This window comes from Sinorhizobium chiapasense (assembly GCF_045277575.1).
GTDB lineage: Bacteria > Pseudomonadota > Alphaproteobacteria > Rhizobiales > Rhizobiaceae > Ensifer > Ensifer chiapasense_A.
This window is the reverse complement of record NZ_CP144205.1, coordinates 744,357-759,149: the sequence shown is the minus strand read 5'-3', so window position 1 is coordinate 759,149 and position 14,793 is coordinate 744,357. Positions and strand designations below refer to the sequence as shown.

Genomic DNA, 14,793 nt, shown 5'->3' with positions numbered 1-14,793 from the left:
CCGAAACGACGTCTCGGGGGAGGAACGCTTGCAAGAGCCGTCAGGAAGCCTTCGCTGCCTTGGGATGGACCATCAAACGCGGCAAGGACAAACGCCGACCACGATATCAAGAGTTGGAATTTTGATTACGAAACCTGCTGCCGAGTCACCGGGACGACCGAACTCTCAAAGCAACTACCAACATTCACAACTCAAGCTGGAATTTCAGATCAAAGTATTTTCCACGACGACACTTTACATTTACTCGATTAACATCGATGCGTGAAATGTCCAAACATAAATTTTCCGACACTTAGCAACTTTATCTCCAAATTGCTAAAATGGCCACACTGCATCGCAAAGTTCTGAAATACAGATTCAGAAATGTCATCGATCAGCGACGACGCGGCTCTTCCTTTTGCGGAAGCTGATCTACGACTGACAGTTTCGTAAGTTTGTAACCGGCCTGATGTGCGGCTTTTGCCAAGAGATGAGCCGAAATTGGTGCAGTCAGCACGAAGAAGAAGAAGCCTGCAAGCGCCCGAATCAGTATTGCCGCATCCAGAGAATGAACGCCTGCAGCCAGCAGCAACAGGCCGGAACCTATGGTGCCGGCCTTCGACGCCGCGTGCATACGGGTGTAAAGATCAGGAAAACGCAAGATGCCAATTGCCGCAAGCAGTGAAAAGATCGCGCCGACGATCAACAGGGCGGCAACCAACACGGCGATGGCCATGTCCAGGACAGGATTCATCGGCGCCCTCCCTTGTGCTTGCGACGGACCGCACTGGATCTCAGTGTGGAGACGCGCGTTGCTTCCGGCGCGCTTTCCGGCGAAAGCCCACGGGCCAGGACGAAGCGAGCAAAGGCGACCGTCGCCAGGAAGCCGACCAGGCCCAGGGCGATGGCAATGTCGATGTAAAGGTTAAAACCGGTGCGGATCGCGACGACGGCAATCAGGCCGATGGCGATCGCCACCAGCATGTCGAGGCCGAGCACGCGGTCCGGCAGGGTCGGGCCGCGGATGATGCGCCAGACGGTAACCAGAAGAGCGATAGACAGCGCGATAAGCGCGAAGCCCGTGGCGAAGGCTTCGATCTGGTCTGGCAGGCTCATTCGAAAGCCTCCTTTATCCGCCGTTCGAAGCCGTTGGCGATGTCGCGCCGCAAGCCGCCGGGATCGGCGCAATCGAGCGCATGGACGTAGAGCGTCCGGCGGTCGTCGGAGACGTCCACCGAAAGGGTTCCCGGCGTCAGCGTGATGAGATTGGCGAGCAGCGCGATCTCGAAATCGCTCTTGACCGTCAGCGGAAAGGCAAAGATGCCGGGCTTCAGCACCATCTTCGGCTGGATCACCATGAGGGCGACCTTGGTTGCCGAGATTGCCAGCTCCTTGAAGAACAGAGCCGTCAGCAGGAACAGTTTGAACGGCCGCACCGGATAGGTGACGGGCTGGAGCTCGCGCCGGATCAGCCACAGGGACAGGGCCCCGACGACGAAGCCGAGGATCAGATTGGCCAGCGAGAAGCTGGCGCTGATCGCGCCCCAGATCGCCGTGAACACCAGGTTGATGGTGAGGAACTTGGTCACGGGGCACCTCCCGGGAAAACCGAGTTCAGGTAGGCCGAGGGTTCGGCGAGCCCGGCCGCCGCACTTTGAATGGTCGCAAGCAGCGGCTCCGGATAGAGGCCGATCGCCAGGGCGAGGACGGTCAATGCGGTGAGCGGCAGGAGTGCCGCGAGCGAGATCGTCGCGGACGCCGTCGCTCCCTCCCCGGCGCCTGCATCGCGCCAATAGGCCAACAGGAAGAACCTCCCGGTGACAACGGTCGTCAGGAAACCGGTGAGAAGCAGGGCCCCCGCCAGCCACCAGGCGCCGATATCGAGCGCCGCCTTGACCAGCATCACCTTCGGCCAGAAGCCGGAGAACGGCGGCAGACCGGAAACGGCGAAGGCGAGCATCAGTGTCAGTGCCGCGAAACCAGCATGGCGACGATAAAGGCCTGCAAGCGACGAAAGCGAGAAGCTGCCGCCGAGCCTGGCCGCGACGCCGGATGCGAAATAAAGCGCGGTCATCACCAACATCGAGTGCAGCGCATAGAAGATCGCACCGCCGATACCGCCCGGTCCGCCGACGGCAATACCCGCAAGGATAGAGCCGATGCCGGCGACCACGAGATAGCCGAGCATGCGGCGGAAATCCGATTGGGCCAGCGCCCCGAAGGCGCCGACGAGCATGGTCAGCGCGCCGGCAAGCGCGACGACGAAACTCAGTTCCTCGCGCTGGAGTGGCAGCAGCATCACGGTGACGCGGATCAGGGCGTAGATCCCGACCTTGGTCAGCAGGCCGGCGAAGAGCGCCGACACCACGACGCGCGGCGTGTGGTAGGAGGCCGGCAGCCAGAAATTGACCGGAAAGGCCGCCGCCTTCATGCCGAAGGCGAGCACGAACAGCGCCGTCAGCGTCATCAGCGGCGCGGTGCCGGCAAGACCTTCCGCCTTGCGGGCGATATCGGCCATGTTGAGCGTGCCGAAGCTCGCATAGAGATAGCCTGTGGTGATCAGGAAGAGCGTGGTCGCGATCAGATTGAGGAAGCCGTACTTCACTGCGCCGTCGATCTGCTCCCGCTCTGACCCGAGCACGATCAGGCCGAAGGAGGAGATCAGCAGCACCTCGAACCAGACGTAGAGGTTGAAGATGTCGCCCGTCAGGAAGGCGCCGGAGACACCCGCCATCAGGAGCATCAGGAACGGATAGAAGCCGTAGCGCCTGCCGCTGTCATTGATATCGGCCAGCGAATAGATCCCGCCGGCAAGCGCCACCACCGAGGCCGCCAGAGCAAAGAGCGCGCCGGTGAGATCGACGGTGAACGCGATGCCGAAGGGCGGCAGCCAGCGCCCCATGACCATCGTCAGCGGACCGCTTGCGAGTACATGCCGCAGCAGGAGAACGTCGATGACAACGAGGCCGGCAAGGCCAAGGACCGCAATGTAAGGATGCCAGTCGATCTTTCGGCGCAGCATCACCAGCAGTGCACCAATCGCCAGGCACCAGGCGACCGGCAGGATCACCAGCCATTCGGCAGAGGCGACCGGCTCGAGAACGAGCGCGGCGGAGAAATCTGCGGGGGGAAAAGTCGAAGCGGCCATGGGTCGGTCAGTATCCAAGCGGCGGAGCCGGCTCGTCCTTCGGCTCGGCGACGCGCATCTCGTCGGTATTGTCGGTTTGCAGCTCCTCGTAGGCGCGCCACGCCAGAACCAGCAGGAAAGCGAAGAAGGAGAAGGAGATGACGATTGCCGTCAGGATCAGCGCCTGCGGCAGAGCGTTTGCGGCCGGTCCCGTGAGCGTATCCCGGTGGCCGGGAATGACCGGCGGCACGCCGCGCGTCAGCCGCCCGCCGGTGAAGATCAGCAGGTTGACTGCGTTGCCGAGGATGGCGACGCCAAGCAAGACGCGGATGATGTACTTCGACAGCAGCAGATAGACCGCCACCGTGAAGAAGATACCGACGAGCAACGCGAACCAGGCTTCCATTACTCGCCTCCCCGCTCTTCCAGCGAAAGCGCAACCGAGCTGATCGCGCCAACGACGACGAGATAGACGCCGCAATCGAACAGCATCACGGTCGACAGCGGGATCTCCACGCCGAGAACCGAGGGATAGATCCAGAGACCGGTCATGAACGGGACGCGTGCGGCAATCGAGATCAGGCCGGCGGCCGCCGATGCGAAAAGCCCCGCGCCGGCGATTGCCATCGGATGGAAATAGATTGCGCGGCGCACGGTCTCGACGCCGCAGGCGATGCCGTAGATCGCCAGCGCCGAAACTGCGATCAACCCGCCGATGAAACCGCCACCGGGTTCGTTATGGCCGCGCAGCAGCACGAAGATCGAAAACAGCACCATCAGGCTGGCAAGAAACGGGGCGACGGCCCGGAAGATCACCGACTTCATGCGCGCTCCTCCGCATCCGGATCGTTGTCGGCGATACGCCGAAGCGAACCGGCCCTCAAGCGGACCAGCGACAGGATGGCAAGGCCGGTGACCATCAGCACGGCGATCTCACCCAGCGTGTCCGTGCCGCGGAAATCGACGATGATGACGTTCACCACATTGGCGCCGTGCGCGATCGACTTCGAATAGAGATTGAAGAAATCGGTCAGCGTGGCGTCGAAGGGAACACCCGTCGCCTTCAGCAACATCAGGCTGAAGCCGACGCCGCAGGCGAGCGCGATGGCGAAATCCGGGACCTTCTGTGCGAGCGGCCGATGGTCGGACGGCGAGAGCCTGAGCCTTGTCATCACCAGCGCCAGAACGACGACCGACAGCGTCTCGATCATGAACTGCGTGAAGGCAAGGTCCGGCGCGCCATAGAGCAGGAAGATGACGGCCACGGCAAAACCCTGGATGCCGAGCGAGACGATCGCCGTCAGCCGATCGGGCGCGAGCACGACGGCAACGAGACCGATGACCGCGATTGCCATGATCGCAAGCTCGTGCAGCGGCACGTCGGGTGCGAAGAACGGCGCGCGCGGCAGTTCGCCATAGCTGAGCGGAACGAGCAGCAGCACGAAGGCAACCAGGATGAAGGTCACCGTCATGTAAACGTCGAGCCGGCCGGATTGCAGCCGGCGCGTCAGGACCCCGGAAATACGAACGAGCCCGCGAATGAACTGGTCGAAACCACGGTCCGGCCCCCAGCCGATATCGGCAAGGATCGTGGCGATGAAGCCGCGCAGGCGATCGAGCTTCAAGTAGAAGACGATCCCGATCAACGCGGTCGCGATCGACATGGCCAACGGCACCCCGACGTGCGGAACGACCGATATCGTGACCGCACGCGGTTCACCTGATATCGCCGATGCCATCGGCGTCGATACGAGCTCGTGGGTCAGCCCCGAGAGCAAGGCGGTCGAAAGCCCCTTGGCGGCGAGCAGCGCCGGTCCGAGCCAGAGCAGCACCGGCGCCTCGTGCGCTGCCTTCGGCGTCTCGACCTTCGCGCCGATGAACGGCTTCAGGGCTACGGCGAAGGCCGCCGCGAACATCAGCGCATTGCCGAAGATCGCGAGCGCAGCAAAGACCATGGAACGACGGTCGAAGCCGGAGAGCGCGTAGTAGATTTCCTCCTTGGCGATGAAGCCAAAGAAGGGGAACAGCCCGCCCATCGAGAATGCCGCGGCAAGCGCAATGACGAAGGTGAGCGGCATGGCCGAGCGCAAGCCCCCGAGCCTGGTCACGTCGCGCGTGCCGGTCTCGTGGTCGATGATGCCGGCAACCATGAAAAGCGCACCCTTGAACAGGGAGTGTGCGACGAGATAGAGCGACGCCGCCTCGATCGCATGCGGGGCGCCGAGACCGGTCAGCATGACGAGCAGCCCAAGCGAGGCCATCGTCGTGTAGGCGAGCATCAGCTTCAAGTCGGTCTGACGGCAGGCCAGGGCTGCACCGATGACGAGCGTAGCACTGCCAAAGAGCGGCAGCAGGATCTGCCATTCAGGCGTGCCGCCGAAAACGGGATTGAGCCGCATCAACAGGTAGACGCCAGCCTTCACCATGGTCGCCGAATGCAGATAGGCCGAGACGGGTGTCGGTGCCTCCATCGCGTTCGGCAGCCAGAAATGGAAGGGGAACTGCGCCGACTTCGTAAAGGCGCCGCCGAGGACGAGAAGGAGCGCCGCCAGATAGAACGGGCTTTCGCGCATCTCCGTGCCAAAGGCCATGAGCAGCGAAAGCTGGGTGACGCCGCTGACGTTCCAGATGATCAGAAGTCCTGCGAGCAGGAACAGCCCGCCTCCTCCGGTCACGACCAGTGCCTGAAGCGCCGCACGCCGGGCCGCTTCGCGCGAATGGTCGAAGCCGATCAGCAGGAACGACGTGATCGAGGTCAGTTCCCAGAAGACGAAGAGCATCAGAAAGCTGTCGGACACGACGAGGCCGAGCATCGACCCCATGAACATCAAGATGAACGAGAAGAACCGCCCCTGCTGCGGATGGCCTTTCAGGTAACCGCCGGAATAGAGCACGATCAGCATGCCGATGCCGGCGATCAACAGGGCGAAGGTCAGCGACAGACCGTCGATCAGCCAGGAAAAGCTGACATTGAACGACGGGATCCAGGCATAGCCACCGGTGACCACCTCGCCATTGGCCACTTCCGGCCAGAATCGGATGAAATGCAGGACTATGGCCGCGGGGAAGAGTGCCAGAACCCAGGCCGCCTTGTGCCCAAGCAGGCGCGTGAGCAGCGGCGCGACCAAAGCCCCCACGAAAGGGAGTGCGAGGGCCAGAAATGTCAGGGCCGCAACATCCATCGTCCTGGCCTGCTCCTTTATATTTTCACCATACAATCAATCGAAGACCCGACATAAAAGAAGGGTTATGGCGCCTCAAGCCTTCTCCAGATAAAATCGACGTTATGTGCCGTGAAGTCGCTTCGGAGATCGGATGCAGCAGTCCAAGCACTATCAGATTCGTTCGTTTCATGCGGCGGCCACCGACTACAATTAAAATGCTGTTAGCATAATATTCAGTTGTCGTCGCAGCAGGATCGAACGTCCTGGAATCGGGACAATAAGACGTGGTAGTTGTACGTAAAGGCTTCTTCAATTCAAAATAATACGAAGCCTGGATCGCCGGATCGGCGGAAACCAACGCTGCTCGCAACGTCTGCCTTCGATGATATCTGCGAACCGCCAGGCTCCGCTCATCGAGCGTCTTTCTGCCGCAAGCAGCATGAACTGAAGAACACAACGATCACGGGCGAGGCCTGCTTGGAACGATCTCGCATAGTCGTCATCGCCAGTATCCTGGCTGCACTCGGCGCAATCCTGCCGATGCTGGCGGCCTATTATCTTTCCTGGTCGATCGCGGTGCGCAGCGAGCAGACGCGGCTTTCGCGCCTTGCCGACTACGCCATCATGCGCGCCGATGCGGCGCTCGGGGAGGCCTCCCGGGCGCTGAAGGTCGCCGACCGGTTCGACATGCCGCCGTGCATGTCGACGCACATCGCAGCGCTGCGCTCGCTCGTCGTCAACACGACCTCCATCGAAGATATCGGCTACTTCGAGAACGGGCTGCTGAGGTGCACGTCGTGGGGCTACCCGCCGCGCCGTCTCACCCGCTCTCCGTCCGCCGATTTTTTCGCCAGCAACGGCGTCGAAGTCATCCCGCGGATGTATCCGACGATCAGCACCGGCGCCCCCATGACGGCGTTCCGATATCGCTCCTACACCGTGCTGACCAATCCGGCTCGATTCGTCGACGTGATTGCGGAGCCCGGCACCCGGCTTGCGGTGGCCACGAAAAACGGTGTTTTGATCGGCACTCTGAACAATCCGGATGCGTCGCTTACCGCGCGGCTCGCTGATCTTCCCAAAACCGGCAGCAACGGCGACGACCTGTTCGCAACCTCACGGGGCGCAAACTGGATTGCCGTTGCGAGCGCCCCCGGTATCTCCATTCTCAACGACATGGACCGGGAGCGGCTGCTGCTCCTGCCGGTCGGCGCCCTGATTGCAGCACTCATGGTCGGTCTCGTCGTCTGGCTGTCGCGGCGCCGCCTTTCGCCACTCGGAGAGCTCGCGATCGCCGTCCAGCGGCGCGAGTTCATCGTCCACTATCAGCCGCTGATCGAACTAAAGACCGGCATCTGCGTCGGCGCGGAAGCGCTCGTGCGCTGGCGGCGGCCCGATGGGCAAATGGTCCGCCCCGATCTCTTCATACCGTTGGCGGAGGAGAATGGCCTGATCGAAGAAATCACCGACCAGGTCATCCATGCCATGATCGCCGAGCTGAGAACGATACTCCTTGCGGATCGCTCGCTGCACATTGCCGTCAACCTCGCCGCCGATGACATCAAATCGGGCGCATCCTGCCGGTGATACAGGCAGCACTGGAAAACACCGGCATAGTGACCCAGCAGATCTGGCTGGAAGCGACCGAGCGCGGCTTCATGGACGTGAAATCAGCTCGCGCGACAATCGAGGAAGCACGCCGGCGCGGCCACTCGGTGGCGATCGACGACTTCGGCACCGGCTACTCGAGCCTGCAATATCTGCAGGAGCTTCCGCTCGATGCACTGAAGATCGACAAGTCCTTCATCGACACGATCGGGACGGATTCCGCCACCAGTTCGATCACGCCGCATATCATCGACATCGCCAAGTCGCTCGACCTCTACATCGTCGCCGAGGGCATCGAGCGGCAGGAGCAGGCCGATTATCTCATCGAGCGCGGCGTGCAATATGGCCAGGGCTGGCTGTTCTCCAAGGCGTTGCCGGCAGCGGAATTCATCGCCTTCTACAACAACAGCAAACGCCGTCGCGGGACCGGCCCGACGGTGATCCGCCGCGAGATCGCCTGACCTGCGTCGACCTCGAGGCTGAGACACGTCAATTGCGCGCTTCCGGCAACATCCCTATATAGTCGCCGCAACGACAGGAGATCTTCCATGACGACTGTAAAGACGCCCAAGGTGGTGAAAACCGATGCGGAATGGCGGGCCATGCTCTCGCCGGAACAATACCGCATCACCCGGCAGCAGGGTACCGAGCGTCCGTTCACCGGCCCTTTCCTGAACAACAAGCGGACCGGCACCTATGAATGCGTCTGTTGCGGCCGGGCCCTCTTCCGCTCGGACACCAAGTTCGATTCCGGCTGCGGCTGGCCGAGTTATTTTGCAGCGATCGACGACCAGGCGATCCGGGAAATCGAGGACCGTTCGCACTTCATGGTGCGCACGGAGATCCGCTGTGCCGACTGTGACGCCCATCTCGGGCACGTGTTTCCGGATGGCCCGCCGCCGACGGGACTTCGCTATTGCCTCAACGGCCATGCGATGACGTTTACCGAGGATTGACACCGACGCGCGGAAGGAGTGGCATGGGGTCTGGTGTTCCATTAGGAACAGGCCCTGCGCCGAGGCCGCGCTATCTAGACTATCTGTCGAGCAAGCGAGAGGAGGTCCGCATGCTGCGCATACTGACAGCACTCACTCTCCTGCTCTCGTCGGCCGTGGCAGCGACGGCGGCCGACGACTGGGTACCCTATGCCAATGCGCGTTTCGGCTACGTGCTCGACATACCGCCTGGCTTCGAGCTGCAGAGCCAGGGCGACAATGGCGACGGCGCCAGCTTCCATGCCAACGACAATGGCGCGACCCTTTCGGTCTTTGGCAGCACATTGCTGGATGGCGACTTCGAAACCGACGTCAACGACCGCATCGGCTACGAGCGCGAGAGCGACTGGCGGATCGCCTATTCGCGCGTGACGACCGCCTGGGCAAGCTTTTCGGGGGTCCGTGGCGAAGAGGTGTTTTATACGCGTGCCATCGCGCTCTGCGACGGTAGTGCCGCCTATTTCCGCCTGCAGTACCGCAAGAGCCGACTCACCAGTTTCGACGGCGTGATCTCACGCATGGCGGAAGCGCTGAGGCCATCGGAAGGCTGTCAGCATCCGCCTGTCGCTGCCGCTGCGGGCGAAGCGCCAAACTGACCACGGTTCAGGATGCGGCGCTAAAGCAGGTCAGCACAGCCGAATAATGCACGGCTGCACCGGTCACGACGAAGCCGTGCCAGATGGCGTTCTGGAAGCGCAGCTTTTCCCATACATGGAAGATGACACCGGCGGAATAGATGATGCCGCCGATCAGGATCAGCACCAGCGTCGTTGCCGTCAGCGTCGACAACAACGGCCCGGCGGCGAGCACACCGCTCCAGCCCATGGCGAGATAAAGCAGGATCGCCAGCCGGTCGAACCGGCCGGGAAACAGACACTTGATCGCAACGCCGAGGGCGGCGATCGCCCAAATACCGATGAGCATCACGAACAGGAACGGGTCGTCCAGGCCGCGCTGCAGGAACGGCGTATAGGTCGCCGCGATCAAGATGAAGATCGAGGAATGGTCGAAGCGGCGCAGGAACCATTTGGTGCGCGAAATCGGATAGAGATTGTAGAGAAACGAGATCGACAGCGTCGCAAGCAACCCCGCCCCGTAGACGGCGGCGGCGGCAAGCTGGCCGCTGGTGCTCCAGAGCGTCGCATAGAAGATCAGCGCTGTGACACCGACCAGCGCGGCGGCAAGGCCGATGCCGTGCACGATGCCGTCGGCAATCAGTTCCGAGCGATCATAATTCCATTTGACGCCAGCAAATTCCACGCAATCCCTCTCCCCGCGTCTCTGTCCTTCTTTCCGTCGCGCGCCCCGTAGCTGTCGCGCCGCCATCGTCATCCTGCCACAGCCCCGAGCTGCCGCAAAGATTGGGTGGCGTGCCGAAAGCATCAACTTTTGCAACGCATTACAACAATCGCATGACACGTTTGCGAACTGCATCGGACCTTGTTTGCGGGCCCGGTCACGACCACATGGGGCGCATAGGATGACGTGCCGATCGGGAGGAGAACCATGTCAATCTTACGCACCCCGCAGCCGCAACTGGCGGCCGCGCTCAGCGACCTTTGCCTGCGGTCGAAAGCGGTCTGGGGATACGACGCCGCCTTCCTGGAGGCGTGTCGTCCGGCGTTGACGCTGACAGCCGAAGACTGGAAGGATTCCGATCTGCAGATCGCCGTCGATGGTGAACGGATCCTGGGTCTGGCACAGGTTCGCTCGCATAGCCAGATCGCCGAACTCGACAAGCTCTTCATCGAGCCGGACGCCCGCGCCGCTGGCATTGGCCGGAGCCTCTTCGACTGGTGTGTCGGGGCGGCGATCAACCGCGGCGCCAAGGTGATGACAATCGACGCCGACCCTGGCGCTGCCGATTTCTATCGCCGCATGGGCGCAGTCGATGACGGCGTCATCGCATCGACCGTCATCCCGGGACGCTTTCTGCCCAGACTGAAGCTGGAACTAAGATGACGATCGGAAGATCGCCGCCGCTGGCGCGGCGATCGCCCGATGGATCATCTTGCGCCGCGGGTAACTTCCGCCGCACATTCCTGACAGAGCGGCGCATGGGGAACGGCCTGCAGGCGCGCTGACGATATGGGCAGCCCGCAGCGGACGCAGGTGCCGAAGGTGCCGGCGGCGATCCGGTCGAGTGCCGCGTCGATGGCGCGGATCTCTTCCTGACCGGCAAGACCGAGGCCTTCCAGAACCTCATCGCCTTCCCGCTCGGTCACGCGGTCCGGCACATCGGCGTTCATCGGCTCATCGAGATCGTGCTCGATCTTGACCAGTCGCCCCTGCAGCTCTTCCTTGCGGTGAGCGAGGCGGCTGCGAAAATCGTCAAGCGCAAACTTGTCCATCTGAAGACTCCTCGGCGATGGCGGCGCAAGATCGCGCCGCAGCCGCTCTTATTGTTGGCAGATTACCGGTCGACGAGTACGGCGCAGGGGCAATGGCTGACCACGCGGCTCGCGGTCGAGCCGATGAAGTAATCAATCAGCCCCGGCCGGTGGGAGGCGATGATCACCAGATCGGCATTCTCTTCGCTCGCGAAGGCGTTGATGGTACCGGCAGCGCCGCCGGTCCGAATTTCGACACGCCCGTTGATCCCGTGCTTGGTCTTCATGGCCTCGAGTGTCTTCTTTGCCTGCTTGCGGGATTCCTCTACCATCTCCAGCGGGAAATCGACGATCATGTAGCCCTGCGCATAGGCATTCAGATCCTCAACGACATTGAGCAGGACAATCTCGCCCCCTTCGTCGATCAGCTTCTCGGCGATGCCCAGCACAGATTCACCGTGCTCGAGCTGGTCCATGGCAATCGGGACGATGATCTTCTTGTACATGCTGCACTCCTTCTGTTGCCCTCACGGATCGCCGCGCCAGATGTGGCGGGCGAATCCCTCGTCTGGAGATTGCGCCTCGACCGCTTTCCCGGCTTTGATTGAAATCAAATCGAAAGCGCCGCGCTCGCGTGACCCTACTCAAGTGGAGGTAGGGCGACGGCAACCACTGTCAACGCTCATCGAACACAACATCAAGCGAGTGACGGGCTTCCGTGAACGGACGCGCCGACCCATATTCACAACATCAGTTTCAACGAAACTGGGGCCGGCAGACCGGCTGCAGTTTCGACGCCCAAGGAGGCAGACTTGACGGATATACCGAAGGACCACGCCCTTGCCATGCCGGCGCATGTCGACCACGCACATCTGGTCGTCCAGGATCTGCCCGTCGTTTCGGCCTGGTACCAGAAAATCATCGGTTTGAAGCCGATCGAAACCAGCAAAAGCGGCGAGACACTCGGCGTCGCCGGCCGCCAGCTCCTCAGCCTGACGACCGAAGGCAACGCCGCCAGGGCACCCCGCAATGCACCGGGTCTCTTCCACAACGCCTTTCTCGTACCGAACCGGGAAGAACTCGGGCGCTGGCTGGCCAACGCCGCGCACAACAACATCCGGCTGCAAGGTGCCTCCGATCATCTGGTCAGCGAAGCCATCTATCTCGCCGACCCCGAAGGCAATGGCATCGAGGTCTATCGTGACCGGCCACGCTCCGAGTGGAGCTTCAAGCCCGACGGCACCGTGGGCATGGACACGCTGCCGCTCAATCTCCAGGCGCTCTATGACGAAGCGCCCAAGGACGACTGGGACGGCATGGCCGATGGAACCGCCATCGGCCATATCCATCTGCAGGTCTCCGATATTCCTCAGGCCGATGCCTTTTTCCGCGACGTATTGGGTCTCGGGCTGATGGCCCGCTATCCGGGCGCCAGCTTCTTCGGCTCGGGCAAGTATCACCACCACGTCGCCGCCAATATCTGGAATTCGCGTGGCGCGCCGAAGCGCGAAGGCCACATGACCGGGCTTTCGGACTACACGATCCAGTACAAGGACCCGGCGGAACTCGCGGCGGCGCTGGCCAAACTCGATGCGCTGGAAATTCCCGTCAGCCGTGCCGGCGATGGTTACAGCCTCATCGACCCCTGGGGCATCGGCCTCAGGCTGGTCGCCTGACCCTCTCTCCCGGGCCGCAGACAGGACTGCCCGTCCCGGCTTTCCGGGACGGTGCTTTGCTCAGCCGGGCAGACGGCAGACGACGCCGACGAGCCTGGCAACCAACGGTCGCACGAGCAGCACGCAGACGAAGGCGACGGGCATCGCCAGCCCGTAGGAACTGAGCACGCGGGCCGGATAGCCGGCATCAATCCCCGTATTTGCGCCAACGATGACGCAGCACATCAGAAACGCCATGATCGCCGACATGAAGAAGGCAAAGGCGACGGGCGCCGCTCGGGGCGGCAGCTTGCGGCGACACGCGATCCGCGGAGCCGATAGGGTATCTTCCATCAGAAGGTCTCCTGAGATGACCGAGAGGACCATCCCCTCGCTTCGGAGCGCACTATACGGATAGCGGCCTAGTGAAGTAGGCCATTGCAGGCTCCTTCAGAAATAGGCAAAACTATCGAATAGATGCAAACATTCGATGGATAGGCTTATGGACACACTGCGCGGAGTGGAGAGTTTCGTCAGAAGCGTCGAGGAAGGCAGCATCGCCGCGGCCGCGCGTAAGCTCGGGATCACCCCGGCCTCGGCAAGCCAGAACATCGCGCGCCTGGAACGAACGCTCGGCAGCCGGCTTCTGAGCCGCACCACACGCCAACTCGGCCTCACCGAGAGCGGCCGGATCTATTACGAGCGGGTACGCGGCGTCGTTCATGAACTGGAGCTCGCCGCAGCGGCCGTCTCCGCGCTCAACGCCGAGCCGCGTGGCTCGCTCAAGATCGCCTCCTCCGTTGCCTTCGGCCGTCATGTGGTGGCGCCATTGGTGCCGTCCTTCGCTGCAAGGTATCCAGATGTCTCGATCGAACTCGTCGTCACCGACCGCGAGATCGACCATATCGGCGAAGGCATCGACATCAGCGTGCGCTTCGGCCTGCAACTGGAACAGGGCCTGATCGCGCGCAAGCTTGCGTCAGTGCCGATGATGATCTGCGCGGCGCCGTCCTATCTGGAGCGACGTGGCCGTCCGCAACGGCCGGAAGACCTCATCCACCACGATTGCCTCGTCTATCGCTATGCCGGGCATGGGCGCATCTTTCGCTGGGCGTTCACCCGCGACGGCCTGCGCTTCGAGCCGGAACTGAAGGCGACGATCGTCAGCAACGACATCGATACGCTGGCGGAAATGGCGATCGCCGGCGCCGGGATCACCCGCCTCGGCGCCTTCATCGCCGCGCCGCTGATCGAGCGTGGCCTGGTGGTGCCGCTGTTCGGCGGCCTTCCACGCGAGGGGGTGGCCAACACCGACCACGAACCCTTCGACTTCTATGCCTGCTTTGCCGACCGCCAGGCGGAAACCCCGAAGGTCCGGGCGTTCATCGAGCACGCCGCGCAATCGCTGAAAGGACGTTGGTAGGTTTCACCCGCCGGCAGCAGCGGGTGCGGCACTCGGCGCCGCGGCTTCGGCAGGCAACTGTTCGGCCGCACGCCGCTGCTTCAGCCGGTAGCCAACCTCGACGATGGCGTGGATCGCCGGAATGAACTCTTGGCCGAGATCGCTGAGGCTGTATTCCACCGAGGGCGGCGAGGTCGGGACAATCCGCCGGTCGATCGCCCCCTTCTCCTCGAGCTCCTTCAACCGTGTGCTCAACACCTTTGCCGAAATGCCAGGAACGTCGATCCTGAGCTCGCTGAAACGGCGCGGGCCTGCACTCAGGGACCAGAGGATGTTCGGCGTCCAGGCGCCGCCGAGCAGCACCATGCACTCGCCCACCGGGCAACTGGGCGGCAAGGCCGGGGCCCGATTTTTCCGAATTTTCAAGCTCATCGACAAAATTTTCCAGTTACCGAGGGGAAACTGGAAAAGGAGGTAACATAAGGTTATCTGATATACAAAGGTTATCGCTTCCGCTTAGGTTCCGCCGTCCC

17 protein-coding genes and 1 pseudogene are annotated in these 14,793 nt (G+C 62.3%); 6 read left to right on the top strand and 12 right to left on the bottom strand.

From position 1 onward, the window contains the following. Positions 1-373 precede the first annotated feature (373 nt). Genes mnhG through QM996_RS03655 form a run of 7 tightly spaced genes read right to left on the bottom strand, consistent with a single transcriptional unit; the run spans position 374 to position 6,288 of the window. Positions 374-733 carry a monovalent cation/H(+) antiporter subunit G gene (gene mnhG, locus QM996_RS03685; protein WP_500269346.1) on the bottom strand — a complete coding sequence of 120 codons (360 nt, stop codon included), beginning with the start codon at positions 731-733 and terminating at the stop codon, positions 374-376. Beyond that, a complete protein-coding gene (locus tag QM996_RS03680; RefSeq protein ID WP_500269345.1) occupies positions 730-1,095 on the bottom strand; it encodes a cation:proton antiporter in 366 nt (121 codons plus the stop codon). The genes mnhG and QM996_RS03680 overlap by 4 nt, the downstream gene beginning before the upstream one ends. Next, positions 1,092-1,568, bottom strand: a complete 477-nt coding sequence (locus tag QM996_RS03675) for a Na+/H+ antiporter subunit E (RefSeq protein ID WP_500269344.1) — start codon at positions 1,566-1,568, stop codon at positions 1,092-1,094. The genes QM996_RS03680 and QM996_RS03675 overlap by 4 nt, the downstream gene beginning before the upstream one ends. Beyond that, the gene (locus QM996_RS03670; protein ID WP_500269343.1) at positions 1,565-3,127 is read right to left on the bottom strand and encodes a monovalent cation/H+ antiporter subunit D; all 1,563 of its coding nucleotides are present in this window, start codon (positions 3,125-3,127) and stop codon (positions 1,565-1,567) included. The genes QM996_RS03675 and QM996_RS03670 overlap by 4 nt, the downstream gene beginning before the upstream one ends. A gap of 7 nt (positions 3,128-3,134) precedes the next feature. Further along, positions 3,135-3,512, bottom strand: a complete 378-nt coding sequence (locus QM996_RS03665) for a Na+/H+ antiporter subunit C (RefSeq protein WP_500269342.1) — start codon at positions 3,510-3,512, stop codon at positions 3,135-3,137. After that, the gene (locus QM996_RS03660; protein WP_500269341.1) at positions 3,512-3,931 is read right to left on the bottom strand and encodes a Na(+)/H(+) antiporter subunit B; all 420 of its coding nucleotides are present in this window, start codon (positions 3,929-3,931) and stop codon (positions 3,512-3,514) included. Before QM996_RS03660 ends, QM996_RS03665 begins: the two co-directional genes overlap by 1 nt. Further along, the gene (locus QM996_RS03655; protein ID WP_500269340.1) at positions 3,928-6,288 is read right to left on the bottom strand and encodes a monovalent cation/H+ antiporter subunit A; all 2,361 of its coding nucleotides are present in this window, start codon (positions 6,286-6,288) and stop codon (positions 3,928-3,930) included. The genes QM996_RS03660 and QM996_RS03655 overlap by 4 nt, the downstream gene beginning before the upstream one ends. Positions 6,289-6,747: 459 nt before the next feature. Between QM996_RS03655 and QM996_RS03650 the strand changes: the two are divergent. The 3 genes and pseudogenes from QM996_RS03650 to QM996_RS03640 all read left to right on the top strand — a co-directional run bounded on the left by QM996_RS03650 (position 6,748) and on the right by QM996_RS03640 (position 9,469). Then, positions 6,748-8,339: pseudogene (locus QM996_RS03650) on the top strand (EAL domain-containing protein). A gap of 87 nt (positions 8,340-8,426) precedes the next feature. Continuing rightward, positions 8,427-8,834, top strand: a complete 408-nt coding sequence (gene msrB, locus QM996_RS03645; protein ID WP_247957925.1) for a peptide-methionine (R)-S-oxide reductase MsrB — start codon at positions 8,427-8,429, stop codon at positions 8,832-8,834. 110 nt (positions 8,835-8,944) lie between these two features. Then, complete coding sequence (locus QM996_RS03640) at positions 8,945-9,469, top strand: hypothetical protein (RefSeq protein WP_500269339.1); 525 nt, start codon at positions 8,945-8,947, stop codon at positions 9,467-9,469. A 7-nt stretch (positions 9,470-9,476) separates the two neighbouring features. Here QM996_RS03640 and trhA read toward each other — a convergent pair whose 3' ends face one another. Next, positions 9,477-10,133, bottom strand: coding sequence for a PAQR family membrane homeostasis protein (trhA, locus tag QM996_RS03635; RefSeq protein ID WP_500269338.1), 657 nt, complete (start codon positions 10,131-10,133; stop codon positions 9,477-9,479). Between the two features lie 246 nt (positions 10,134-10,379). Here trhA and QM996_RS03630 point away from each other — a divergent pair, with 246 nt between their 5' ends. Next, complete coding sequence (locus QM996_RS03630; RefSeq protein ID WP_500269337.1) at positions 10,380-10,835, top strand: GNAT family N-acetyltransferase; 456 nt, start codon at positions 10,380-10,382, stop codon at positions 10,833-10,835. A 44-nt stretch (positions 10,836-10,879) separates the two neighbouring features. On the opposite strand, the gene QM996_RS03625 is transcribed toward QM996_RS03630, so the two are convergent. Together QM996_RS03625 and QM996_RS03620 are read right to left on the bottom strand one after the other, a co-directional pair. After that, positions 10,880-11,224 carry a TraR/DksA family transcriptional regulator gene (locus QM996_RS03625; RefSeq protein ID WP_429808060.1) on the bottom strand — a complete coding sequence of 115 codons (345 nt, stop codon included), beginning with the start codon at positions 11,222-11,224 and terminating at the stop codon, positions 10,880-10,882. A gap of 62 nt (positions 11,225-11,286) precedes the next feature. After that, positions 11,287-11,709, bottom strand: coding sequence for a universal stress protein (locus QM996_RS03620; RefSeq protein ID WP_500269336.1), 423 nt, complete (start codon positions 11,707-11,709; stop codon positions 11,287-11,289). 339 nt (positions 11,710-12,048) lie between these two features. On the opposite strand from QM996_RS03620, the gene QM996_RS03615 reads away from it, so the two are divergent. Further along, positions 12,049-12,879, top strand: coding sequence for a VOC family protein (locus QM996_RS03615; protein ID WP_500270246.1), 831 nt, complete (start codon positions 12,049-12,051; stop codon positions 12,877-12,879). Positions 12,880-12,939: 60 nt separating this feature from the next. Here QM996_RS03615 and QM996_RS03610 read toward each other — a convergent pair whose 3' ends face one another. Further along, a complete protein-coding gene (locus tag QM996_RS03610; RefSeq protein WP_500269335.1) occupies positions 12,940-13,212 on the bottom strand; it encodes a DUF2798 domain-containing protein in 273 nt (90 codons plus the stop codon). 148 nt (positions 13,213-13,360) lie between these two features. Between QM996_RS03610 and QM996_RS03605 the strand changes: the two genes are divergently transcribed. Further along, positions 13,361-14,281 (top strand): LysR family transcriptional regulator, encoded by a 921-nt coding sequence (locus QM996_RS03605; protein WP_500269334.1) that lies wholly within the window; start codon positions 13,361-13,363, stop codon positions 14,279-14,281. A 3-nt stretch (positions 14,282-14,284) separates the two neighbouring features. On the opposite strand, the gene QM996_RS03600 is transcribed toward QM996_RS03605, so the two are convergent. Further along, on the bottom strand, positions 14,285-14,692 hold the full coding sequence (locus QM996_RS03600) for a winged helix-turn-helix transcriptional regulator (RefSeq protein ID WP_500269333.1): 408 nt from the start codon (positions 14,690-14,692) through the stop codon (positions 14,285-14,287). Between the last annotated feature and the right edge of the window lie 101 nt (positions 14,693-14,793).

Coding starts and splice junctions, on each gene's coding strand:
- QM996_RS03610 (WP_500269335.1), bottom strand. CDS start 13,212: ATGGAAGATACCCTATCGGCTCCGCGGATCGCGTGTCGCCGCAAGCTG.
- QM996_RS03640 (WP_500269339.1), top strand. CDS start 8,945: ATGCTGCGCATACTGACAGCACTCACTCTCCTGCTCTCGTCGGCCGTG.
- mnhG (WP_500269346.1), bottom strand. CDS start 733: ATGAATCCTGTCCTGGACATGGCCATCGCCGTGTTGGTTGCCGCCCTG.
- QM996_RS03680 (WP_500269345.1), bottom strand. CDS start 1,095: ATGAGCCTGCCAGACCAGATCGAAGCCTTCGCCACGGGCTTCGCGCTT.
- QM996_RS03615 (WP_500270246.1), top strand. CDS start 12,049: ATGCCGGCGCATGTCGACCACGCACATCTGGTCGTCCAGGATCTGCCC.
- QM996_RS03625 (WP_429808060.1), bottom strand. CDS start 11,224: ATGGACAAGTTTGCGCTTGACGATTTTCGCAGCCGCCTCGCTCACCGC.
- QM996_RS03620 (WP_500269336.1), bottom strand. CDS start 11,709: ATGTACAAGAAGATCATCGTCCCGATTGCCATGGACCAGCTCGAGCAC.
- QM996_RS03630 (WP_500269337.1), top strand. CDS start 10,380: ATGTCAATCTTACGCACCCCGCAGCCGCAACTGGCGGCCGCGCTCAGC.
- QM996_RS03665 (WP_500269342.1), bottom strand. CDS start 3,512: ATGGAAGCCTGGTTCGCGTTGCTCGTCGGTATCTTCTTCACGGTGGCG.
- QM996_RS03600 (WP_500269333.1), bottom strand. CDS start 14,692: ATGAGCTTGAAAATTCGGAAAAATCGGGCCCCGGCCTTGCCGCCCAGT.
- QM996_RS03605 (WP_500269334.1), top strand. CDS start 13,361: ATGGACACACTGCGCGGAGTGGAGAGTTTCGTCAGAAGCGTCGAGGAA.
- QM996_RS03660 (WP_500269341.1), bottom strand. CDS start 3,931: ATGAAGTCGGTGATCTTCCGGGCCGTCGCCCCGTTTCTTGCCAGCCTG.
- msrB (WP_247957925.1), top strand. CDS start 8,427: ATGACGACTGTAAAGACGCCCAAGGTGGTGAAAACCGATGCGGAATGG.
- QM996_RS03655 (WP_500269340.1), bottom strand. CDS start 6,288: ATGGATGTTGCGGCCCTGACATTTCTGGCCCTCGCACTCCCTTTCGTG.
- QM996_RS03670 (WP_500269343.1), bottom strand. CDS start 3,127: ATGGCCGCTTCGACTTTTCCCCCCGCAGATTTCTCCGCCGCGCTCGTT.